The organism is Arenibacter antarcticus (assembly GCF_041320605.1).
GTDB classification, from domain to species: domain Bacteria; phylum Bacteroidota; class Bacteroidia; order Flavobacteriales; family Flavobacteriaceae; genus Arenibacter; species Arenibacter antarcticus.
The window spans coordinates 3,469,553-3,494,607 of record NZ_CP166679.1; the positions used below are offsets into that span (position 1 = coordinate 3,469,553).

Sequence of the window (25,055 nt, forward strand, 5' to 3'; positions counted from 1 at the left end):
TACAACTGCTCCATTAACATGAATAGCAAATTAAAAAATCTTTCTCCCAAAAAAATAAATTATAAAGAACTGCTAAAACCATATCTAAGAAATTGGCATTGGTTTGTATTGGCTGCCATCATTGGCATTGCTCTTGCGGTTATAAAAATTCGCTATTCAGTGCCCCAATATGCGGTCCAAGCAAAAATCCAAATTTTGGAGGATCAAAATTCAACTTCAGAATTGGATGTTTTTAGGGATTTAAGTGGTTTTGGTGGAGGACGGAATAGGGTAGAAGATGAGATTGAGGTGCTAAATTCTCGCTCTAACATGGTTCAAGTAGTTAAACAACTGGGGTTAAACAAAAGAATAATCGCTATGGGCAATATCCAACATTCGGATATGTATCAATATACTCCTATTAATATTAGTTTTCTTGCTCCGGATTCCATAGTACACCGTGCTAAAAAGGAATTTTTTATTTCTCTAAAATCTGACACATCATTTGAAATGACCGCTGCCGAGGATGAGCCCGCTTTAGTTTATCTTTTTGGTAAAAAGATACCTACTGTGGTAGGAGATGTGGTGATTACTCCCAATATTGTTGATTTTGGACCTTATATAAATAGAAGATATAAGATAACTGTTAATCCTTTGACCGCTGTAGCTGAACAATATCAAAAGAAAATAAAAGTTTCCGTAACAAAAGAGGAATCCAATATAATTGCTTTAGAGTTGGAGGATCAGGTCATTGAGAGAGGAAAAGACGTAATTAATGCCTTGATCTTCAATTATAACCAAAATGCCATTACTGATAAAAAGGCGATTGCGGATAGAACCTCAAGCTTTATTGACGATAGAATTGCCAGTATTTATGGAGATTTATCCTCCGTGGATGACAGTGCTGAGGATTTTAAATCGGACAGAGGAATTTCGGATATTGGAACCCAGACCAATCTTAACCTAAATATTGGAGCTGCAAACCAACAGGAATTACAGAATGCCTCCGTACAGCTAGATATCGCCTCCTCTATGAAAGATATTGTGGACAACCAAGTGGGGTATGAACTTATGCCTTCTAATGTTGGGTTATCCGATGGCTCCATTGCTGCCACCACGGCAAGGTACAATGAATTGGCTATGGAGCGTAAACGTTTGTTGGAAAGCTCCAATGAAAGAAACCCTATTATTGTTAATTTAGATCAGCAATTGGCGGGACTAAAGCGTAATATGCAGTCTAGCCTCAATAGCGTGACCAATAATTTGGCACTGCAGGTAAATAGCCTTAGTAGCCAATTGTCTAGAATAAATTCGAGAATTTATTCGGCACCCAAAAACGAAAGGGCGTTGCGAGATATTACTAGGCAGCAGCAAACCACTGAGCAATTGTACTTATATCTCTTACAAAAACGGGAGGAATCCCAGATTACTTTTGCTTCTGCCTCACCCAAGTCCAAGATTATTGACAAAGCTTTTTTAGCTAATAATGCGCCTGTCTCTCCTAAAAAAACAATTATTTTATTGGCGCATTTAATTTTAGGGTTAATGGTCCCTTTCTCGGTTATTTATGCCAAGGAATTGTTAGACAATAAGGTTCACAATAAAATAGGTTTAGAAAAATTAGTGGGTGATATCCCAGTATTGGCAGAATTGCCTAAGTTGTCCAAGAAGGAGAGTAAATTAATTTTAAAAGATGATCGGTCAGTGATGGCAGAATCTCTCCGTATTCTGCGAACCAATTTAGATTATTTGATCAAAGCCAAAACAGGTCCCGGAAAAAAGAATGTAATTTTCATTACCTCTAGTGTTTCTGGGGAAGGAAAAACCTTTGTATCTACTAACTTGGCCATGATACTCGCTAATACCAACAAAAAAGTGCTCTTGATTGGTGCCGATATACGGAACCCTAAATTGTATACTTTTTTGACCAATAAGAATGTGGCCGTGCTTGGTAAACAAAAGGTAAAAAGAGACATCGGTTTAACAGAATTCCTTTATGATGATAGTTTGTCCCCCAAAGATTTAGTGCATTCTATGCTTGTACATACTAATAATATAGATGTAGTCTATTCCGGAAAAATACCGCCAAACCCTGCAGAACTCTTAATGAGTGATAAATTGAAAGGGCTATTTGAAGAATTTTCCGAAAGTTATGACTATGTTATTGTGGATACTGCCCCTTTGTTTGTAGTAACCGATACGCTGTTGATTAGTCAATATGCAAATCATATAATTTATGTAACCAGAGCGGGCGCTACGGAGAAAGCAGTATTAGAGTTCCCATTAAAGTTACAGGAAGAGGGGAAATTAAAAGGACTCTCCTTTATTGTAAACGACGTTAAGGATACCAATTTGGGGTATGGCGGGAAATATGGTTACGGATATGGAAGCTCTATGAAAAAGTGGTGGAAATTTTAGTTTGGTAATTTTTTAATTATCCTGCTATTTTTCATCAAAGAGTTCATAGTTTGGGAATAAACTACTTTAATCTTCTGTAATCAATCTCGACTAATTAAATAAAGTAGAAATGAAAATGCAGGTTTGGTGATTTAGATCTTTAATTAATAGAATTCCTTAATTGTATTTTCTATAACAGGCAAAAGCAGTTTTAGTTGTTTGTTACTAAGCTGTATCTCTTTCAGGGCTTTTAATTGACTTAAGTTATGTACATCGGTTGCGACATAATCCATTAGGCCATTTTCTAATATTTTAAATGCTTTTTTCTGAACATCCTTTCCGTAAAATTCACCTAAGGACAGAAGGTTCATTTGAAATTGAACACCCTGTTGCTTATAGGCTTTATATTTAGAAGAGTTTATATGCAGAAAGTTATATCTTTCTGGATGAGCAAGGATAGGGAAGTACCTATTAGAGGTTACTTTTAAGACAGCTTGGTCAAAATTAATGGCAGGCTGTAAGTAGGACATTTCAATTAGCAAATACTTGTTTCTTATGGGCATTACTTGTTTTTGATCTAGAAGGATCTCAAAATTGGCATCTATCATATGTTCCGCCGCCACATCCAATGTTATATCAGTCATTTTTTCCTGTAATAAACCATCTAAAAGCTTTCCCTTGGCCTTATGAATACTTTCATAGTCATTAGGGTAATAGTTGTGCATAATATGGGGTGTGGCAATAAACTTATGTATGCCTATAGCGGAAAATTCTTTTATTAGCTCAATAGAGTCCGCTACAGTTTTAGCACCGTCGTCAATACCAGGTAAAATATGGTTGTGGATATCTACGAAATCCTTTAGGGAATCGACTAAAAATTTTTTTCTACTAAAAAAATGAAACATCAATAATATATTTAAGTCCAAAAATAGTGTTTCTTATTATAGTAAATAAATCGATCTAGGGAAAGGGCTACAAATTAACTTCGCTAGGTTACAAGTGCTGAATTTTAAATATTGTATCTCTTTGATGTTCAAAAATTTACAGTGGATTATAATTTTTGTTTTGGTGTGAAGGAGGATGCGGTTAATACGCTACGGGTACAAATTCTCTATACTAACATCCGATTATATTTCTTGAAATGTGCATTAATAAAATATAATCTGATAGCCTATTATTTATAGTTTTTGCATTATATTTTCATATATCTTTGTTTGGACATTACACAAGTTTAACGGATTGAAAACTTCATTATGATTCGGGAATAACACCTATGTATTACATTCATAAAACACGGACCCTGAATTATTTAACCCTAACTACATCACCATTATTTTGCTCCCAAGAGAACTTAACGGATAGGTACCGCGACTCTTTTGTGGTCATAACCTTTGCAACCCATTATCCAATTATGGAATAGGTGGAATTAATTTTAAACTAAAAAAATACAGCTACATAACTTGAAAAAAGAACAACTTAAAAATACTGCTGAAATTAAGCGTAATTTTTTGATTATTTCCAGATGGGGTGAAACCCTAGATATTGCAGTGGCCATACTGAACGAGGGCCATGCTGTTAAAATGTACATAGAAGACAAACCTTCGCGGGAAATTGGGTATGGTTTTGTACAAAAGGCCAAGGATTGGAAAACTCATGTGGATTGGGCCGATGTGTTGATCTTTGATTATACCGGTTATGGTAAAATATGCTCGGAGTTAAGAGCACAAGGAAAATTGGTAGTCGGAGGCACTGAATATTCCGATCTCTTGGAACTGGATCGCAATTTTGGTCAGGATGAATTAAAGAAACATGGTATAAAAATACTGCCGTCCAAAGAGTTTTTTAATTTTCAGGATGCTATAGATTATGTAAAAAGTCACCCTAATGCCTATGTTATAAAACCTTCTGGTGAGACCCAGGAATACAAACAATTATTATTTGTTGGTAGCGATGATGAGGGATTGGACGTTATTAGGGTACTAAAGGCTTATGAGAAATCTTGGGGGAACGACTTTGGGAATTTTCAATTACAACGCAAGGTGAAGGGGGTAGAGGTATCGGTCTCTGCCTATTTTAACGGGAAAGAATTTATCTACCCCATAAATGTCACTTTTGAACATAAAAAATTATTCCCTAAGGAGTTAGGAGTTTCCACGGGCGAAATGGGTTCCAGTATGTTCTGGACCAAAGATTCGCCTATTTTTGACGCCACCTTAAAAAAGTTTGAAAAGTCTCTTGCTAAAGGAGGTTTAGTAGGGCAGTTAGATATTAACTGTATTGTAAATGGGAATGGAATATATCCGTTAGAATTTACCTCTAGGTTTGGCTACCCGCAAATATTTATTCAACGTGCGGGAATTATGGAACCTATGGGGAATATGTTCTATAAGTTGGCTTCGGGTGAAAATTTTAAGATTAATGTAAGGAAAGGGTTTCAGGTTGGCGCCTATATGGTAGTACCTCCATTTCCTTTTGATGATAAAAAGTCCTTTGAATTGTTCTCCAAAGATTCCGTCATTGTTTTTAAAAAGGAACAGAAGGAAGGTATCCACCCCATGCACTTGAAAAAAATAAATGAGGAATGGCTAATTACTGGGAATACCGGGATAGCACTTATGGTCACAGGAACGGGACTCACCATGAAAGATGCCCAACGGATGATGAAAAACAGGATCAGTAATATTATTATCAATAATGTGTATTACCGAACGGATATCGGAGACCGGTGGTCCGATGATTTTGACCGATTATGGTCATGGGGTCTGTTGTAGGACGATAACCTAGGGCTTACTGTGAACACGCATGGAAAAAAGCGATATAGGGAATGCTGTACTGCTATGTTGATTTCGTGTCGTTGTAAACAATTGGATGGAAGGGTTTTTATAGTAAATCTGACATCACAAAAACAACTTTCCCAATTGGGCTCTAGTTTGTGATTGATAGGTATAATTTAATAGGTTGAAGCTAGCGAAATAGGGGTATTATGGAATTTCAGGAAATAGGCGATAATTACCAGGACTTTTTTAAGATTTTGCCCCAAGATTGGCAGGAGGTTATTCGGCCTCTGTGGAAAGATTATAAAAAATCAGCCAATATTTACGCCTTATTGGATGAAAAGCAGCTTGTTGCTGGAGGGATTGTTTTTAGAACCGCACCGCCAAATCGGACCGAATTTGAAATTGCGGTGGGGGAGGAGTACGTGGTTAAGGGATATCATTATATAGGATTTTTATTTGTAGATCCTAAACGCAGAAATGAAGCTTTAGGCACTCGTTGGTTATCGGCCCTAAAATCTCACTTCCCCGAGCAAGGGTTTTGGTTAACCATTGAGGAGCAGGTATTGGAAACTTTTTATGTGAAAAATGGATTTGTACGTGTTTCCGAAAGCGCTGATGTGGGTGCTCCTGAATGGATGTTTATATATGAACCGATTTTGAAAATTATTTAATGAAACAATTCCTTACTGTAACAATATTATTAAGGCTAAAATGTAGCAATGGTTTAATTTGATGATTTGGAAATAATTTTTGGTCCTCACGGCTAAGGAATTTGGCTGCGCCGGCTTTTGTATAGTAAAACTGAATTTTAATCCCGAGAATGTCGTTTAGTAGTTATACATAGAAGTTAACTAACTATACTGAAGGCTTTCTACTTTGCTTTGGATATTCTTTCATTTAGTTCATGCATTTATATTTGATTTACAGAGCCTGCTGCAGCGAAGGCCAACGCGCCAACTGGCCCCTCGCTACAAATGCAAATCGTTGCATTTTCCGATCGGTCCTGATAAATTTTTTCGACACCAAGGTCGAAAAACCGTGTTCGAAACTCCGTGTCGTCCCTTTTCAGGGACTCCTGATTTCGGAGCTTTCGTTCCTGCGCGCCAGCTGGCCCCTTGTTGTAAATGCAAATCGTTGCATTCACATCTCGGTCCTTCGCGTTTAAGGAATTTGGCTGCGCCGGCTTTTGTATTGTAAAACTGAATTTTCGTTAATCTCGACCCTCGTATGTTAGCAAAAAAGTCCACCCTTTAGGGCAGGGGGTAAGGACTTTTTTCAGCGTAAGAGTGAGTCTACTGCCAAGAGCGCAGCGCAGCGCAATCTCACTACTCAATACTTTGTACTTAATACTGTTTGTTCTTATTCGCATTTTCGAGAACAAAAGACTGAATTTTTGCTTTTTTTGAGCGATGCTATGATTACTATTATATTGGCTAAAATCGAACTGAATTTTCGTTCACCCCGACCCTAAAGGGAGCGAAAATTCATCATCATATAAACTATGCAAGAAAAAGTCCACCCTTTAGGGCGGGGGGTAAGGACTTTTTCAGCATAAGAGTGGGGTTACTGCCAAGAGCGCAGCGCAATTTCAATACTCACTACTCAATACTCACTACTATTTTTCACTGAACCCTCTCAATACTCAATACTCACATCTCAATACTTTTTACAAATCATAAAACGTCACTGCATTCTGTCCCATTATGGCATTTTGTTCTGTGGCGCTTAGGGTGTTGATGTAGTTGGTAGTGAGTTGTAGTACCTGGGAGTAGTTTCCAGCGATTAGGCAAACAGGCCAATCAGACCCATACATGCAGCGGTCTGGTCCGAAGGAGGAAAGTACCAGTTCCATATACGGGTGGATCTGTTCTGGGGTCCAATGGTGGTAATCGGCCTCCGTGATCATGCCCGAGAGTTTACAGGAGACGTTCTCGTATTTGGCTATCTCTTTCATCAGCACTGCCCAACCTTCGTAGTAGCCATTTTTAATATAGGGTTTGGCCATATGATCGATGACAAACTTTTGGTTCGGGAATTTTTTCACAAACTCCAATGTGGCTCCTAACTGATGAGGGAAAATAAGGATGTCGTACACCGTATTATATTTTTCCAATTTAGAAATTCCGTTTGAGAAATCGGGTTGCAAGAGAAAATTATGATCTTCTTCTCCCTGAACAATATGTCGGTATCCCTTTAATTTTTTATCCGATGCATATTTTTCTAGGTCGTGCTCCACAGCCACACTTCTAAAATCGATCCAACCTACCACGCCTTTTATAAAATCGTTTTTATGGGCCAGCTCCAATAGAAAATCGGTTTCCTCAAGAGTTTGGTCCGCCTGTACCGCAACACAGCCATCCACTCCATTTTCGGCATAAACAGGTTGTAGGTCCGACGGTAGAAAATCTCTTTGAATTACGGACATGGAATCGTCTATCCAAGCATGTTTTTTTGGGTTGTACTTCCAGAAATGTTGATGGGAATCTATGATCATTTTAATTAAAAAGTTTGATGGTTAATGAGGTTATGAAGATAAAAGAAAAAAGAGAGAAGTGAAAAGAAAAAGGGCAGTTCTAGTAGGTGACGATTTATTAAGGTAAAAATGGAGCAATTGGTTAATTTGGAAATGAGTTAATTTGATGATTTGGAAATAATTTTTGGTCCTCTCGGCTAAGGAATTTGGCTGCGCCGGCTTTTGTATAGTAAAACTGAATTTTAATCCCGAGAATGTCGTTTAGTAGTTATATCGAGAATATTGTATAGTAGTTATACATTGAAGCTAACGAACTATACTGATTTAATTTCTCCTTGCAATGAATGTTTGTTCATTTTACTCAAGGTGATTTTTATTGTTTTTTATCGGTTTTCGTGAATCTCCGATTTCTTTGCTCGCCCAAATGCCTGGCATTCATGAATTCCTTTAAAAAGCAATAGACCAGCTTATGAATAAAAGAAACGAAACAAAGAAAAAGGCGCCTTAAACAATAAATTTTTTCGACACCAAGGTCGAAAAACCGTGTTCGAAACTCCGCGTCGTCCCTTTTCAGGGACTCCTGATTTCGGAGCTTTCGCACACTATTTCGCGTTTAAGGAATTTGGCTGCGCCGGCTTTTGTATTGTAAAACTGAATTTTCGTTAATCTCGACCCTAGTATGTTAGCAAAAAAGTCCACCCTTTAGGGCAGGGGGTAAGGACTTTTTTCAGCATAAGAGTGGGGTTACTGCCAAGTGCACAGCGCAATCTCAATACTCACTACTCAATACTTTGTACTTAATACTGTTTGTTCTTATTCGCATTTTCGGGAACAAAAGACTGAATTTTTGCTTTTTTTGAGTGATGCTATGATTACTATTATATTGGCTAAAATCGAACTGAATTTTCGACCGCCCCGCTCCTTTTTAGGGACTCCTGATTTCGGAGCTTTCGTTCCTGCGCGCCAGCTGTCCCCTTGTTGTAAATGCAAATCGTTGCATTCACATCTCGGTCCTTCGCGTTTAAGGAATTTGGCTGCGCCGGCTTTTTGCCTTAAATGGCTAAAATCGAACTGAATTTTCGTTAACCCCGACCCTAAAGGGAGCGAAAATTCATCACCATATAAACTATGCAAGAAAAAGTCCACCCTTTAGGGCAGGGGGTAAGGACTTTTTCAGCATAAGAGTGGGGTTACTGCCAAGAGCGCAGCGCAGCGCAATCTCAATACTCACTACTCAATACTTTGTACTTAATACTGTTTGTTCTTATTCGCATTTTCGGGAGCAAAAGACGGAAGGGTAGCTTTTGAGTGACCTAGCACCGTACAGGACGGTGCGTTCAGCTACTTGTGCGAGTTCTCTTCACTATCGTTCCTTCGAACTGACTACATACTATACCGAGAGCTGAATACTTTTCACTTTTCACTTTTCACTTTTCACTGAACCCTCTCAATACTCATATCTCAATACTAGCTCTCAATGGCGACTTCGACTACGCCTTCCTCCGGAAGGTAAACTCAGTCACCGACTTTGGGATTAGGTTATTTTGCTGAATAGAAAATGTGCCATTGTAGTACTATGTAATTGTATTACTTCGAAGATTCTTTTTTCTCTTTTCTTTTTTCTCAGTTCATTATTGTTCATAGTGAAGTGCCTACTGCCAAGAGCGCAGCGCAGCGCAATCTCAATACTCACTACTTAATACTTTGTACTTAATACTATTTATTTCTCACTACTAATAAATTTGCATTAGTGGTTGCAATGTATAGGTCCCATGGGCCAACCTTTAGGGAGGTTAATGGGACTAGCAATGGAAAGCACGACCCTTTGGCTCTTTTATGCCAAAGGGGAATGGCCAAAGAAGGGAGAAAAACGCCTATTTAGGGGAATAGGGCGCGGGAGTCTGCCACCTTGTCATATTTATTTGTCATGGCACAATCCTTGACTTAATAGCTCCGAGAACTAAAAAGATTTTTCAACACAGTAAATACATAAACATGAGTAAAATTATTGGAATAGATTTAGGAACAACAAACTCTTGTGTTTCCGTAATGGAGGGTAATGAGGCTGTTGTAATCCCAAATGCAGAAGGTAAGAGAACTACTCCATCTGTCATTGCTTTTGTGGAAGGTGGCGAGATTAAGGTTGGTGATCCTGCAAAAAGACAGGCAGTTACTAACCCGACCAAGACCATTTACTCCATTAAACGTTTTATGGGCAATAAATTTTCGGAATCCACCAAGGAAACCGGTAGAGTGCCTTATAAAGTGGTAAAAGGGGATAACAATACACCAAGAGTTGATATTGATGGTCGTTTGTATTCTCCACAGGAATTATCGGCTATGATCCTTCAGAAAATGAAGAAAACGGCCGAGGATTATTTGGGTCAGACCGTTACTAGGGCCGTAATTACGGTACCTGCTTATTTTAACGATGCACAGAGACAGGCTACCAAAGAAGCTGGTGAAATTGCCGGACTTACCGTGGAGCGTATTATTAACGAGCCTACCGCAGCCTCTTTGGCCTATGGTATGGACAAAAAGGATACGGACCAGAAGATCGTAGTATTCGATTTTGGTGGAGGTACACATGATGTATCTATCCTAGAATTGGGTGATGGTGTTTTTGAAGTATTGTCTACCGAAGGGGATACCCACTTAGGAGGGGATGACGTTGATCAAAAAGTAATTGACTGGTTGGCTGATGAGTTTAACAAAGAAGAAGGAATAGACCTACGTAAAGATGCCATGGCATTGCAACGTTTAAGGGAAGCTGCTGAAAAGGCGAAAATTGAATTGTCTTCTACTAGCCAGACGGAAATTAACTTACCTTATGTTACGGCTACCGCTTCAGGACCTAAGCATTTGGTACGTACGTTGACCAAGGCCAAATTTGAGCAATTGATTGATGATTTGGTAAAGAGAACCATCGCTCCTTGTGAGTCTGCCCTAAAAGCGGCCGGTCTTACAAAAAGTGATATCGACGAAATTATTTTGGTTGGTGGATCTACAAGGATTCCAGCGGTACAGGATGCCGTAGAGAAGTTCTTTGGCAAAAAGCCATCTAAAGGGGTAAATCCAGATGAGGTTGTGGCCGTTGGTGCTGCTATTCAAGGTGGAGTACTTTCTGGAGATGTGAAAGACGTATTGTTATTGGATGTTACTCCGTTGTCTCTAGGTATTGAGACCATGGGTGGGGTAATGACTAAATTAATCGATGCGAACACCACCATTCCGACCAAAAAATCGCAAGTATTCTCTACAGCTGCTGATAATCAGCCTTCGGTTGAGATCCACGTATTGCAAGGGGAGCGCCCAATGGCGACCGACAACAACACGATTGGACGATTCCATTTGGACGGTATTCCACCATCACAAAGGGGAACTCCACAGATTGAGGTTACTTTTGACATTGATGCCAACGGTATCATAAAAGTATCAGCTACGGATAAGGCGACCAACAAGAGCCAGGATATTAGAATCGAAGCTTCTTCTGGATTGACTGAAGAGGAAATTAAGAAGATGAAAGCTGAGGCGGAAGCCAATGCAGAAGCCGATAAAATAGCCAAGGAAACTGTTGATAAGTTGAACGAGGCAGATGGAATGATCTTCCAGACCGAGAAGCAATTGAAGGAATTTGGCGAGAAATTGTCAGAGGACAAGAAGAAGCCAATCGAAGAAGCTTTGGAAGCGCTTAAGAAAGCCTATGAGTCTAAAGACTTGGCCGTAATTACGCCTGCTTTAGATAAGATTAACGAAGCTTGGAAAGTAGCTTCTGAAGAGATGTACAAAGCACAAGCAGAAGGACAGCAAGGTGCTCCTGCTGGTGGAGCTGCTGCAGATGATACTGCATCATCTAACGGTGAGGCCAAAGAAACGGATAACGTTGAGGATGTAGATTTTGAAGAAGTGAAGTAATTAAAGATCACTACATAAGTTAAGTACAGACAGACCCCCATCAAGCAATTGATGGGGGTTTGTTTTTTGTAACCCCTCCCTAACGGATCATGACGAATTGTTGTTACCCTTTAAAGAATGAATTTCACTGTATTCTGTTCACCTTTTCGGGAACAAAAGACGGAAGGGTTCTTTTTTTTTTTTTGGGTGATGTTATGATTACTATTATTTTGGCTAAAATCGAACTGAATTTTCGACCGCCCCGCTCCTTTTCAGGGACTCCTGATTTCGGAGCTTTCGTTCCTGCGCGCTAGCTGGCCTAGTAGTTATACATAGAAGTTAACGAACTATACTGAAGGCTTTCTACTTTGCTTTGGATATTCTTTCATTTAGTTCATGCATTTATATTTGATTTTCAATGGTATTCATGAACCTCCTACGTCGGTTTCTTTTTGCTCGCCCAAAAGAAACGAAACAAAGAAAAAGGCGCCTTAAACAATAAATTTTTTCGACACCAAGGTCGAAAAATCGTGCTCGAAACTCCGCGTCGTCCCTTTTCAGGGACTCCTGATTTCGGAGCTTTCGTACACTATTTCGCGTTTAAGGAATTTGGCTGCGCCGGCTTTTGTATTGTAAAACTGAATTTTAATCCTGCTCGACCCTTAAGAGAGCGAAAATTCATCATCATATAAACTATGCAAGAAAAGGTCCACCCTTTAGGGCAGGGGGTAAGGACTTTTTTGAATTGCTACGGAGCTTTAGCCCGTGGTTAAAATTGGTTAGTGATTTTTGGCTTTAGCCGAATTCTTGTATTTTAGCTGGACCGGGAATGATGTATAGTAGTTATACATAGAAGTTAACTAACTATACTGAAGGCTTTCTACTTTGCTTTGGATATTCTTTCATTTAGTTCATGCATTTATATTTGATTTTCAATGGTATTCATGAACCTCCTACGTCGGTTTCTTTTTGCTCGCCCAAATGCCTGGCATTCATGAATTCCTTTAAAAAGCAATAGACCAGCTTATGAATAAAAGAAACGAAACAAAGAAAAAGGCGCCTTAAACAATAAATTTTTTCGACACCAAGGTCGAAAAATCGTGCTCGAAACTCCGCGTCGTCCCTTTTCAGGGACTCCTGATTTCGGAGCTTTCGTACACTATTTCGCGTTTAAGGAATTTGGCTGCGCCGGCTTTTGTATTGTAAAACTGAATTTTAATCCTGCTCGACCCTTAAGAGAGCGAAAATTCATCATCATATAAACTATGCAAGAAAAAGTCCACCCTATAGGGCAGGGGGTAAGGACTTTTTTGAATTGCTACGGAGCTTTAGCCCGTGGTTAAAATTGGTTAGTGATTTTTGGCTTTAGCCGAATTCTTGTATTTTAGGTGGACCGAGAATGTTGTTTGGTAGTTATACATAGAAGCTAACTAACTATACTGAAGGCTTTCTACTTTGCTTTGGATATTCTTTCATTTAGTTCATGCATTTATATTTGATTTTCAATGGTATTCATGAACCTCCTTCGTCGGTTTATTTTTGCTCGCCCAAAAGAAACGAAACAAAGAAAAAGGCGCCTTAAACAATAAATTTTTTCGACACCAAGGTCGAAAAATCGTGTTCGAAACTCCGCGTCGTCCCTTTTCAGGGACTCCTGATTTCGGAGCTTTCGTACACTATTTCGCGTTTAAGGAATTTGGCTGCGCCGGCTCATTGCCTTTCCCTAATTTTTCATTTTAATTAGAGCCTAATTATGACGGAAGGGTAGGTTTTGAGTAACCTAGCACCATATAGGACGGTGCGTTCAGCTACTTGTGCGAGTTCTCTTCACTATCGTTCATTACGAACTGACTACATACTATACCGAGAGCTGAATACTTTTCACTTTTCACTTTTCACTGAACCCTCTCAATACTCAATACTTTGTACTAGATACTAAATCAAACCCTTCAAAACCTAATCCCGCGCATAGATGTAACGTGAGAGTCTCCCAAAGCGGTAGCGGTATTCTAGGCCTACGGTTACTCGATCTCGTAATGCGCTATTTATATCGCCGCCGAGGCTAAAGGTAAAGCTGCTTCTTTCGGAGGGATGGTAGGTGAGCTCTCCATAGCCGTACAGGTTTTTGTGTGTAGGATTCCAGGGGTCGCTATACAGCCCCTTATTCTCTACATAGCTAGCTTTCCCCTTGTAGGTTAAATTGAAGATACGTCCCGTAACTCCTAGATGATGCGCCTTGTAGGTATTGTTAATAATACCCGTCCCATCGCGATTTGGGGTAATGAAAGGGGTACCTATAACCTCGCCAAAATGGGTCCAGCCAGAGGCGTAGATATCATTGTTAAAATAATTATTTGGTCTTACTGTATTTTGGTATTCATAGAGGAATCCTTTTATAAAACTATTTTTTGGGGTAGACCAGAAGGCGCCCCATACGTCATTCGAAAAATTCTTTGCTTCCTTCTTAGAGATGTCTTCTAAGATTGATTGGTAATACAGATGTAGTTTATCCTCGTTCCTAAATTTAATTTTATAATCTATATGGTAAGATGCCAAATGGTTAGCTGTATTGTCCTCTGAAACACCAAAACCAATCTTAATGTAATCCTGAACACTATTCGGTTGTGTCCTATTGTTGCTTCGTACTCCTCCCCATTGTGCATAATGGTGTAAACCTAGGGATAAGACCGAATTTCTGGAGGTGTTAAAATTAAAGGTCAGTTGTTTGTAATGGAGTCGTGCTTTATCCACTTCTCGGTTGTCAATAAAATAGTAATGTCCCAAGGCGCCTTCCACACTCATAAAATTTGACAACTTAATTGGGGCAATGGACGCGATTTCTATCCCTGGAAGCGCTCTTGCATTATTGCTCCATAGGATATCTCCTCCTATGCTAGAGAGTCCCATAAGTTTTTCTGGGCGTTGTTTTGCCCCTAGGGTGAGTGATAATTTATGGAATTCGTATACTCCATAATATTGGTTGAAGGCCACTCCATCTGGATGGTTGTGGTTAATAGCGTAAAACGCACTAGCTCCTAGTACAAGCCTGCCGTATTCACCCACATAGTTGGAGAATTCGGAACCTATAGCTCCAAAGAGCTTGGTACTGGGCTGTATTAACCCATTGGAGTTGCTGTAGGACCAAAACGAATTTTCCTTCTCTGACACAAGTGCCTTTAGGCTAACGTCTGTAATAAAGTGATTTTGGGCGTGAAGCATTAAGGATGACAGTAAGCAAAAAATAAAAATCGGGGATTTTTTAAGCATGATAACTGTTTAGGGTATTCTATAATGGAATATAAAATCATGCAATTTATGGAACTTATTGGGATTTCAACGGATAAATATGCCGTTAATCTTCTGTGGCTTGTGGGGAGGAATGAAAAAAGAGAAGCGATAAATAAGTGAGCAGTTGGCGTTAGACAATTAAAAGTGACCATTTAACAATCTCTTCGTAGCTCCGTCAACCGTCAGTTGGAGTGCTTCTCGATACAATCCTCCTATCGTCGGATTACTCGAAGTGACGGAGATGGATCTATCGTCAGTTCGAGTAAAATGTCGCAGACATTTTGTATCGAGAACCCGATACAATTTTATTCCGCTTCGCTTCATAAAACCACTCGAAGTGACGGAGATGGGTGAATCATCAGTTCGTCAGTTCGAGTAAAATGTCGCAGACATTTTGTATCGAGAACCCGTACAATTTTATTCCGCTTCGCTTCATAAAACCACTCGAAGTGACGGCCGTTACGTATTTTGTATCGAGAACCCGATACAATTTTGCTCCGCTTCGCTTCATAAAACCACTCGAAGTGACGGTCGCAGACATTTTGTATCGCCTTCTCGATACAATTTTATTCCGCTTCGCTTCATAAAACCACTCGAAGTGACGGAGATGAGGTCAACCTTCAGTTCGAGTGCTTCTCGATACAATCCTCCTATTGTCGGATTACTCGAAGTGACGGCCGTTACGTATTTTGTATCGAGAACCCGATACAATTTTGCTCCTCTGCGTTTTGCAAAACCACTTACTCTTCATATTGTTCCTGATGCCGGAGACTAGGTGCAGGCCCTGGTCGAAGAGCATTTCCACGTGTTCTTTCGAGATATTGCGATAATTGCTACAAATTTGACAGTAACTAAAGATGTTGAGCCTTATACTATTGTTGGTGGAAATCCTGCAAAAGATATCAAGAAACGATTTTCTGAAAAATTAATTGAATAAAAAAAAACGCACGCACAATAACTAAGTATTCCACCCGCCAATAGGCCAGGGCTGAATATTTTGTTGACGGATCCGGTCTCCTTCTATGGGGAAAGCTTTCTTTTTAGCGTTTTTTTATGGAGTCTTATTTTGACAGACTTACAATGGTATTATATTTGTTTCTGAACTCCAATATTTTTCTGTAAGAATGCCAGTAAAAACACTACTTTATGAAAAAGAACATGGTCACCTACGATGAATTTCTAGAAGCCCTAGACACTATAAGAAAATTCCAGAAACAAGTTTCCGAACTCTATAGGGAAACAGAAGGTGAAGTTGGCTCGATATCTAAATTTGTAGGCGTTGACAGGAATACCAAAATCTACCGTTTGCCATTGTCTACTCGTACTTTTAACGTACTGAAAGCAATGGACAAGATAGAACTATTGGAAGGAACCACCCAGGACTTGGCGAAACTGTCACTAAAGGAACTTTTGCACACCAAGAATGCCGGAAGAAAAACGATCCACGAAATAAAAGAACTCTGTTTGTTCGCCAATCTCGAAATGAAACGTTAGTCGGCATTTATAGTTTGGAATAAAATTAAACCATCTTTAATAAATTTTAAGCACTCAATTTCTAAGAAATAAAGAGAATTCTTAGTAGGGAGAAAGTGAGTTTAGCATTCCCCTTAATGATTATAATTTAAATGCCAACCATTTTGAAGAACTCACTTAGTTTTAAATTTTTAGATTCACAAATTCTCAATATAGTTATTAAACTAATTTGATAATTCTGATTTTCTCTAATACTTCTTACTGTTTTCTCATCTATGAAATGTTCCTTTGCAAATCGATTATTATTATTCGTTGGTTCTACCCACTTATCCCTTATAAACTCTACGATTTTTCTATTAGAATGTTTCATTTAGTAACAAATAAAACGGTTAAGACGCAATATCTTTCGGATTGAAATCCGAATAGTTGAATATTTTTATTATATTAGCCTTGAATTAGTATTTTTGCGATTCTTCTTATAGAAAATATTAGAAGCATTCGCTTTGAATCTCGACTTGAAAACTGGTAATTTTTAGACAACGAGATGATAAGTAGATTGGCTTGCGACCCGGGCGCAGCCTCTCTTATCGTTGTCAGGTATACCAGTACCTCAAGTCGGTAAGTTGAGTTCTGCGCCTTTTTTATGCCCAAAGGTTTTACTCACTGTATTCTTAGCGTAGCTTTATTTAGAAGCATTGCATTTAGGAACTTAAAAGCTTAAAGAGGTATGGAAAACCGTTTTAGCACACCAAATGGTAACCGTTCAGGTCAGCATCTTAAAATGTTGCAGCTTACCGTGTTCGATATTCTCTTTACAAAAAAGCCAAAGAACCCAGTATAGGCTTAACCTTATTACATATTATGGGATTGTGTTGTACCAATTATTCCGGAACTCGAAATCCTTTTTATCCCATAATTAACGATCCACATATTTTTGGCATCCGGCCAAACAACGACAAAGCAGCCTAAGGACATTGATGGTTTCTCTACTTCTGCCGTACCCATCCGTTAGGACCAAGGACTTAATATATAAGCTCCAAGGTCAAGATAAACGGTTGTAGGCAGGGAGGAGCTGAATCATGGAAAGGTAGGTGAGTTGCCTATATAGGTAACCGTCAATTTTGTGCCATTACACAATACAGTACAACAAATAACAAATCCATTTAATGCCTATGTCATAACAAACAAAAAAATGGCCCACCAAACCCTGTTCACGCAAACGTTTGGCAGACCTAGACTAAACAAAACTAAGTTTCATTTAACGTTTCAAAATTATGAAAAATTCTCTTGAGAACACGAGTGTAATGCGCCTATGTTTATTATTACTTTGCATTTTTATTTCCCCACCTAACTACGCCCATTTGCCCCATGGGCATTGTTTTCATGATTCTCAGATCTTGGGTAGCCAACAACATTACCTGCTTACAGGAACTGTAACGGACAGTTATGGTCCGCTGCCTGGGGTACATGTCCTTATTAAAGGCACGGATGCTGGCACCTTTACCAATACCAAGGGGAACTATTCCATTACCGTAAAAGGTTCCGAAACCTTGGTATATTCCTATTTGGGTTATCAGACCATGGAACTCCCTATCCTTGGCAGGACTACCATGGAGGTAGAACTGTTGTCCGAGGTAACCGAACTACAGGAAGTAGAGGTGAATGCGGGGTACTACACCGTAAAGGAACGGGAACGCACGGGAAGCATCAGTAGGGTCACCGCTGAAGAGATAGAACTGCAGCCTATAGTTAGTCCGTTAGAGGCGTTGCAAGGTAGAATGGCGGGAGTAGAGGTGGTACAATCCAGTGGCGTGTCAGGTAATGCACCAACTATTAGAATAAGAGGACGGAACAGCTTACGGGATGAGGGGAATTACCCCTTATATATTATAGATGGTGTTCCTATCAACTCTGCACCAATTGAAGAATATCAAAATATTTTTCAAAATGGTTGGGATCCATTAAGTACCCTCAATGTATCCAATATAGAAAGTATAGAAGTATTAAAGGATGCGGATGCTACTTCTATTTATGGCTCTCGTGGCGCCAATGGAGTGGTATTGATCACTACGAAAAAGGGAACGGGCTATAATCAAAAGACACAGGTGGAGACAAGATGGTATTCTGGATTTGCACAAGTAGGAAGAAAGATGGAAATACTAAACACTGAGCAATATATTAATATGCGCCGGGCCGCTTTGGCAAATGCGGGGAGGGAACCCAACCCCGATAACGATTGGGACCTTTTGCTTTGGGATACGGACCGCTATACGGATTGGCCGGAGGAACTGTTGGGGGGAATCGCAAACATTACAGATATAAATGTATCCACCTCCGGTGGCAATGCCACCACTTATTTTCGCTTGGGAGGATCTTATCATAAAGAGGGGACAGTGTTCCCGATCTCTAATAGCTACAACAAGGTTACAGCAGCTATTAATCTTGGTCATACTTCGGAAAACCAAAAACTAGCGATTAATTTATCTGTAAATTATGGGGTAGATAAGAGCGAAGCTTCCGGTGTGCATTCGCTTGTACAAAAAGCTTATCAATTACCTCCTAATGCCCCTCCCTTATATAATGAAGACCATAGTTTGCATTGGGAAGAATGGAAGTATTCCAGTGTGTACGATAATCCCTTGGCAGCTCAAAGAAGTATTGCCAACGGACAAGGAAATAATTTACTGGCAAACCTTGGGCTATCTTATAATTTATTTCCAGGACTAAGTGTTAAGACCAACCTGGGTTATACGTTTAACATCAGGGCAACTAAAACAAAGAACCCAAATACAATAGTTGCTCCCCAACTGAGGGAAGACATTAAACATGTAGGTGCACAAAATTATCAAAAACGGCTCACTTGGATAGTTGAACCACAGCTAAATTATCGATCCACTATCGGAAAGGGAAATGTGGATGCCTTGTTGGGAGTTACCTTTCAACAAAATGAAAGCGATGGATTCGGAATAAGGGGCGAAGGATATGTGTCCGAAACCCTTATAGGCTATATGCCTGCGGCCGAGGTTTATAATACCTATGGAGAGGGGCGTTATGTACAATATAACTATAATGCGGTATATGGTCGTTTTGGGTATAATTGGCAAAAAAAATATTTCTTTAACCTTACAGGGAGGAGGGATGGTTCATCCCGGTTTGGTCCGGACAAGCGGTTTGCGAATTTTTGGGCGGCAGGATTTGCCTGGATATTTACCGAAGAACCTATATTAAAACAGAATTTCCCCTTCTTGAGTTTTGGAAAACTCCGTGGAAGTTATGGGACTACGGGAAGTGACCAGATTGGGGATTACCAATTTTTGGATGCATATGAGGCCACACCCGGTCCCAATGGTCTTTATCCTACCCAATTGTTCAATGGGGATTTTGCTTGGGAGGAAAATAAAAAAATAGAGACAGCCCTAGAGATGGGCCTATTAAACGACAGGATTACATTTGAAGTGAGTTGGTACCGCAACCGTTCTTCCAATCAGTTGGTAGGTTATCCCCTTCCGGCCATAACAGGATTTACTTCTGTTCAGGCCAATTTACCGGCAACCGTGGAGAATAGGGGGTGGGAACTGGAGTTAGCTACCTCCAATATCCGATCCACAGATTTTCACTGGCAGACCTTTTTTAATATTAGTATTCCCCGCAATACTTTATTACGATTTCCCGGTTTAGATCAAACCGCTTATGCAAATGTTTTCAGGGAAGGGTATCCCATTAATATCCGATTACTATACCAGTATACGGGAACCGATCCCGATACGGGGTTATTTCAAGTTATGGACGTAAATGGGGACGGAACTTTTGATTATCAAGATCGTACTGTTATCAAGGAAATGGGAAGAAAATATTTTGGTGGAATTTCTAATAATGTGTCCTACATGGGCATTGGGTTAAGTTTCTTATGGGAATTCGTAAAACAAGATGCTCCAAAGCCTTTTGTTTTTGGACATGCGCCAGGAGATCCATATAACCGCCATGTAGATGATTATAACGAATGGGAGGACGGGGATCTGTATATTGAAAGTTCCCTTGTTGCCAAGAGAGCATATAATCTCGACCAGCAAAGCGACCGAAGTATTATCGACGCCTCTTTTTTACGTTTAAGGACTCTTTCCCTTAGTTATGACCTACCAAAAGTAGTGTTGAAAAATACTGGGATCAAGAATTTCAGGATTTTTTGTTCGGCACAGAACCTTTTCACCATTAGTCCATATCCGGGATTTAATCTAGATAGTCCATCAAATACGTCCTTGCCGCCGTTGAGGATGATTACAACGGGATTACAACTCAACTTTTAATAGAAAACCATGAGAAAATGTACTAAAATAATTATTGGGGTGATAACCTTCCTATACCTTTTCATGCTATCTGCCTGTGAGGATTTTGTGGATATAAGTACCCCAAATTTTCAGATTGTCAGTGAAAATGTTTTTGCGGACGATGAAACAGCCATTGCTGCAGTAACAGGAATATATAACCAGTTAGTGAACGCTGATTTTTCGAAAGGATTTCAAAATTCCGTTACGGTATTGGGGGGGATGTCGGCGGATATTATAGAGCCAATAAAAACAGTCCATACAAAGTATGGGCCATTTTGGCAAAATGAAATATCTATAATGGATACTCCCGATGCCCTAGCAAACCTCAAACTTTGGAGCAGTGCCTATAATATAATCTATTTGGCGAACAGTGTGTTGGAAGGGTTGGCCAATTCTTCTAGTATAACAGAACCTACTAGGTATCATTTGCAGGGACAGGTATTGTTCCTACGAGCATTCACTTATTTTTATTTGACAAATCTCTACGGGGATGTACCTTTGCTATTGACCACGGATTATAAAAGTAATGCCCATTCTTCAAGGAATCCCACAGCGCAGGTATGGGAACAAATAGCTACCGATCTTGATAAGGCGATCTTATTTTTGGAAGAAGTAGTGGACTATCCTTCAGAAAAACGTACCCGCGTAAACCAATTCACCGTAATGGCGCTACGGGCACGGGTATATCTCTATCAAGAGAATTGGATCAAAGCGGAAGAGTTGAGTAGCCAGGTAATATCCCAAACTGGTACCTATGAAATCTTGAATGATTTAGATCAGGTATTTCTAGCCAATAGCCATGAGGCCATATGGCAGATATCGCCCGTAGGAAGAGTAGGAGGAAGAACTACTTTCGAGGCATCTATTTTTATCAGATATTCTATTATACCTGGCGTTCTAGTAGTTGGGGATGTACGATTAAGCAAGGATTTTATTGAAGAAATGGAGGTTGCAGACAAGCGACAGATACATTGGGTAGGTGAGGAAGTAAATAAAAGCGGAGAAATTGCAAACTACTATTCCTATAAATATAAAACTTATTATGCTCCAGAACAGGATATTCCTGAATATTCTATGGTGCTCCGTTTTGCTGAACAATACTTGATAAGGGCAGAGGCCCGAGCAATGCAAAACAAACTTTCCGAAGCAATAACCGATGTTGATAAGTTACGCCAAAGAGCAGGTGTAGTATTGCTCGCCGATACAAATCCGGGAATAGGAAAAGAAGCCTTGTTATATGAGATAATGAAGGAACGAAAGAAAGAACTGTTTGCCGAATGGGGTCATCGTTGGATGGATCTGAAACGCACGCGAAAGGCTTCCGAAATATTATCGCCAATAAAACCATTATGGCAAAATACGGATATCTGGTATCCTATACCTGAAGAAGAGCGAGTCAAAAACCCAAATCTGACACAAAATGGGGGATATTGATTCTCACCATTTTTGTCATTACACAATTACAAAAAAAAATCAAATGAAATATATAGCAAAACGAACTATCAAGATAATTTTTATACACCTATTATTTATACAATTTGTGTGGGCAGATATGGGAATAGCAATTCAAGATACCATACCTATAGACCCGAGTATTCGATATGGGCGTTTGCCCAACGGTTTTACGTATTATATAAAGAATGTTCCCCATACCCAAAAGGTATTAATGGATCTATATGTAAAAGTTGGGGCCTATCATCAAAACCCTGATCAAATGGATTATGCACATGCCATAGAGCACTTAGCTTTTAGTACTGCAGACCATTTCCCCGGACATTTGAGAAATAACGTGAAGCGATTATCTCAATTAGGAATAAATTTAAAAGACAATGGAGGTAATACTGGACATATATATACCGTATATAACTTTAATATTCCTATTAATAATAATGACGCCCTGGACATGGGATTACAGTGGTTTCGAGATATTTCAGATTTAAAGCTTACAACTACTGCCATAAATGGAGAAAAAGGGGTTTTAAGACAGGAAATAATGTATGGTGTTGGACATAGATTGGATGAGTTTTTTCTAGAGAAAAAACTTCAATCAAAATTATTCCCATGTAATCAGGATTATTCCAATCTCTTAGAGCATAATATTAGTTTTTCGCCCCAATCGCTGATTGAATTTTATAAAAAGTGGTATCGACCAGATCGAATGGGATTGATCATTACGGGGAATATAAAAGATATGGATGCTGTTGAGAATCATGTTAAGGAACGCTTTTCAAATATCCCTATTGTTAAACCACCTCCTCAAATAAATACTGATTGTCGTTTAAATTATCTACAAGGCCCTAGCCGATTTGTGGCGTTGGGAAGGAAACAAAATGGAAACGATATGGACAAAAAGTCAGTAGAAATATATTTATATACGCGGGATAAAGAGACTCTGAGTTTAAAAAATACAAGGGAAGGATTACAACGGAGATTGGTATGGTCCGCTATTGCCAGTATGTTCAATTCTAGAATTTCTGAAGACAAACGAATTTCTGGAGGAGTTCTTTATCCCCCCGAACCATATTCTCCTTTTTATCAAATTGTACATTCTGTAATTGATAATACCGAGCAGCAAAAAATTCAGAATACCATACAGTTATTGCAACAAGTCAAAACCAAAGGTTTTACTCCAGAAGAATGGGAGGATGCTAGGAAAACTATACTGCGGCGACTGGGAAATACCAATAGTGCAACATACTGGAAGGAGCAAATGGCCAATCATTTTGTATATCACGAAGCTTTGCCAGAAAATAAAAAGAAGTATTTAAAACAGTGGTTAATAGGTCTATCTTTGAAAGATATAAATTTATACGCTGGTAAATACCTATCGGAAATCCCTAATGATATCGGTATTATTGCCCCAACAGGACACAGGATCTTATCTATTTCAGAGTCTAAAATACGGGAATGGATACGGCAAGCTATAGACATCTCACTGATTAAAGATATTCCTTTGGTAGAGAAGGCTATTAAGCCGTTAATATCCGATGAACAGGTTGGATCTTTAAAAGAAGTCGGATATGCTAAAAAAAACGCCAATATTATTGGTGTTAATGAGTTTTTGTTGGATAACGGGGTTAAAGTTGTTATACATAATAATAAATTGTCTGGGCGGTTAAAAGACCGGATACTTATACATGGTTTCAGTCCAAAAGGAGCATTATGTTTTCCCGAAGTAGACTATTTTTCTGCCATAAATGCACCTTTAATTGTTAAAACTGAGGGAATAGGGGGGTTGAGTGGAACAGAGCTCCAAGATTTTATTTCCAAACACAATATTTACTTAAATCACTATATCGATCCACTGGAGACAGGGATTAAGGTAGATGGAACCCTGAGTAATCTAGAAAATATGCTGCAATTGGTATATCTGTATCATACCAAGCCAAAAAAAATTGACAAAAAAAACTTTGAACGTTGGAAGCAAATTGAACGTAAGTGGTACATAAATCCTTCAATAAACCCTGTTGGGATTGATTTTAGTGTACTCATGGGCGAAGTTTTAAACGATAAATCAATGGTACTAAAAGGGGGGACTAAACGATTTAGTGGTATTTCCAAAACTGATAAGGACCGTGCTTTTGAGATATATATTGACCTATTTGAAAATGCATCGGATTTCACTTTTATCCTTAGCGGAGATTTTTCCAGAAAATCGGTATTACCCTTAATACAAAAATACCTAGGCAACCTATCCAATAATATGATTACCACTTGTGATTCTTCTGTCATAGGACAAATAAAATTGAATAAAGGGCCACAATATCATGAATTCCTCACAGATAAAATGAAGACATCCTACTTAATGAAAAGTGTTAAATATATGCTTCGATTTATAAGTAAAGCGGAGGATTCAATGGATTGGAAAGAACGTATTCGAGTAGTGGCACTCGGGAGATTGATTAATTTTAGATTGAATAAGTTTCGTTATGAAAATGGAGGGGCGTTGTATAACTTTTCAGCTCATGGCGTTTACAATAGGTATCTGGAATCTTATAGTCTCGGTATATACCTGGATTGTACACAACAAGAATTGGAGTGGCTACGACAGGAAAGTAAAAATTTGATTTCAGAGATAAAGGAAAATGGTTTTAACCATCAGGAATTTGAAGAAGTATTCAAAAATGATTTATCTCTTTGGTATATAAATGGCAAAGGATTCACACAAAAAGAAATCTATGGACATTATAGGTATAATGACAAGCTAATCAATAAAAAGGAGCAAGATGATTTTATGAAATCACTAACGTTGAAAGATATCCAAAGAACTGCAATCCAGTATTTAAAAGACGATTTTATGATTGAGTTTATTATGCGAGATAGTACGAATCCTTAGAAGTTTTATTGACAAATACTAAGTATCTAGTTGGTAAAATATTCAATCGTGCTATAATATAAATAAAGCACCGAGAATGGTATTTCACGGTGCTTTATGCCTATTTGATGGTT

At 38.9% G+C, this 25,055-nt stretch carries 11 protein-coding genes and 1 pseudogene; 9 read left to right on the forward strand and 3 right to left on the reverse strand.

Translation table 11 applies throughout. From position 1 onward, the window contains the following. The first annotated feature begins 18 nt into the window (after nucleotides 1-18). Nucleotides 19-2,397 (forward strand): GumC family protein, encoded by a 2,379-nt coding sequence (locus KCTC52924_RS14345; RefSeq protein WP_251806754.1) that lies wholly within the window; start codon nucleotides 19-21, stop codon nucleotides 2,395-2,397. 143 nt (nucleotides 2,398-2,540) lie between these two features. On the opposite strand, the gene KCTC52924_RS14350 is transcribed toward KCTC52924_RS14345, so the two are convergent. Further along, nucleotides 2,541-3,281, reverse strand: a complete 741-nt coding sequence (locus tag KCTC52924_RS14350; protein WP_251806755.1) for a tyrosine-protein phosphatase — start codon at nucleotides 3,279-3,281, stop codon at nucleotides 2,541-2,543. A gap of 555 nt (nucleotides 3,282-3,836) precedes the next feature. Here KCTC52924_RS14350 and KCTC52924_RS14355 point away from each other — a divergent pair. Both KCTC52924_RS14355 and KCTC52924_RS14360 read left to right on the forward strand, forming a co-directional pair. Next, nucleotides 3,837-5,147 carry a phosphoribosylamine--glycine ligase gene (locus KCTC52924_RS14355; protein ID WP_251806756.1) on the forward strand — a complete coding sequence of 437 codons (1,311 nt, stop codon included), beginning with the start codon at nucleotides 3,837-3,839 and terminating at the stop codon, nucleotides 5,145-5,147. A gap of 212 nt (nucleotides 5,148-5,359) precedes the next feature. Continuing rightward, nucleotides 5,360-5,824 (forward strand): GNAT family N-acetyltransferase, encoded by a 465-nt coding sequence (locus KCTC52924_RS14360; protein WP_251806757.1) that lies wholly within the window; start codon nucleotides 5,360-5,362, stop codon nucleotides 5,822-5,824. Between the two features lie 995 nt (nucleotides 5,825-6,819). Here the strand turns inward: KCTC52924_RS14360 and KCTC52924_RS14365 are convergent. Then, the gene (locus tag KCTC52924_RS14365; protein ID WP_251806758.1) at nucleotides 6,820-7,647 is read right to left on the reverse strand and encodes an amidohydrolase; all 828 of its coding nucleotides are present in this window, start codon (nucleotides 7,645-7,647) and stop codon (nucleotides 6,820-6,822) included. 1,974 nt (nucleotides 7,648-9,621) lie between these two features. On the opposite strand from KCTC52924_RS14365, the gene dnaK reads away from it, so the two are divergent. Continuing rightward, nucleotides 9,622-11,541 (forward strand): molecular chaperone DnaK, encoded by a 1,920-nt coding sequence (dnaK, locus tag KCTC52924_RS14370; protein WP_251806759.1) that lies wholly within the window; start codon nucleotides 9,622-9,624, stop codon nucleotides 11,539-11,541. 1,935 nt (nucleotides 11,542-13,476) lie between these two features. On the opposite strand, the gene KCTC52924_RS14375 is transcribed toward dnaK, so the two are convergent. Beyond that, entirely contained in the window at nucleotides 13,477-14,787 is a 1,311-nt protein-coding gene (locus tag KCTC52924_RS14375; RefSeq protein WP_251806760.1) for a capsule assembly Wzi family protein, read from the reverse strand. Nucleotides 14,788-15,652: 865 nt separating this feature from the next. Here KCTC52924_RS14375 and KCTC52924_RS14380 point away from each other — a divergent pair. From KCTC52924_RS14380 to KCTC52924_RS14400, 5 genes and pseudogenes are all read left to right on the forward strand, one after another. Continuing rightward, nucleotides 15,653-15,739: pseudogene (locus KCTC52924_RS14380) on the forward strand (chloramphenicol acetyltransferase); the annotation flags it as partial. A gap of 215 nt (nucleotides 15,740-15,954) precedes the next feature. Then, nucleotides 15,955-16,302: a DNA-directed RNA polymerase subunit alpha C-terminal domain-containing protein gene (locus KCTC52924_RS14385; RefSeq protein WP_251806761.1), complete on the forward strand. Its 348-nt coding sequence runs from the start codon at nucleotides 15,955-15,957 to the stop codon at nucleotides 16,300-16,302. Between the two features lie 1,253 nt (nucleotides 16,303-17,555). After that, the gene (locus tag KCTC52924_RS14390) at nucleotides 17,556-20,585 is read left to right on the forward strand and encodes a SusC/RagA family TonB-linked outer membrane protein (RefSeq protein WP_251806762.1); all 3,030 of its coding nucleotides are present in this window, start codon (nucleotides 17,556-17,558) and stop codon (nucleotides 20,583-20,585) included. A 9-nt stretch (nucleotides 20,586-20,594) separates the two neighbouring features. Then, on the forward strand, nucleotides 20,595-22,040 hold the full coding sequence (locus KCTC52924_RS14395; RefSeq protein ID WP_251806763.1) for a RagB/SusD family nutrient uptake outer membrane protein: 1,446 nt from the start codon (nucleotides 20,595-20,597) through the stop codon (nucleotides 22,038-22,040). A 43-nt stretch (nucleotides 22,041-22,083) separates the two neighbouring features. Next, nucleotides 22,084-24,942: a M16 family metallopeptidase gene (locus tag KCTC52924_RS14400; protein WP_251806764.1), complete on the forward strand. Its 2,859-nt coding sequence runs from the start codon at nucleotides 22,084-22,086 to the stop codon at nucleotides 24,940-24,942. The last annotated feature ends 113 nt before the right edge of the window (nucleotides 24,943-25,055 follow it).

Bases quoted from the DNA above. Each gene is read 5' to 3' on its own strand.
- dnaK (WP_251806759.1), top strand. From the start codon at position 9,622: ATGAGTAAAATTATTGGAATAGATTTAGGAACAACAAACTCTTGTGTT.
- KCTC52924_RS14395 (WP_251806763.1), top strand. From the start codon at position 20,595: ATGAGAAAATGTACTAAAATAATTATTGGGGTGATAACCTTCCTATAC.
- KCTC52924_RS14360 (WP_251806757.1), top strand. From the start codon at position 5,360: ATGGAATTTCAGGAAATAGGCGATAATTACCAGGACTTTTTTAAGATT.
- KCTC52924_RS14365 (WP_251806758.1), bottom strand. From the start codon at position 7,647: ATGATCATAGATTCCCATCAACATTTCTGGAAGTACAACCCAAAAAAA.
- KCTC52924_RS14400 (WP_251806764.1), top strand. From the start codon at position 22,084: ATGAAATATATAGCAAAACGAACTATCAAGATAATTTTTATACACCTA.
- KCTC52924_RS14345 (WP_251806754.1), top strand. From the start codon at position 19: ATGAATAGCAAATTAAAAAATCTTTCTCCCAAAAAAATAAATTATAAA.
- KCTC52924_RS14385 (WP_251806761.1), top strand. From the start codon at position 15,955: ATGAAAAAGAACATGGTCACCTACGATGAATTTCTAGAAGCCCTAGAC.
- KCTC52924_RS14375 (WP_251806760.1), bottom strand. From the start codon at position 14,787: ATGCTTAAAAAATCCCCGATTTTTATTTTTTGCTTACTGTCATCCTTA.
- KCTC52924_RS14350 (WP_251806755.1), bottom strand. From the start codon at position 3,281: ATGTTTCATTTTTTTAGTAGAAAAAAATTTTTAGTCGATTCCCTAAAG.
- KCTC52924_RS14390 (WP_251806762.1), top strand. From the start codon at position 17,556: ATGAAAAATTCTCTTGAGAACACGAGTGTAATGCGCCTATGTTTATTA.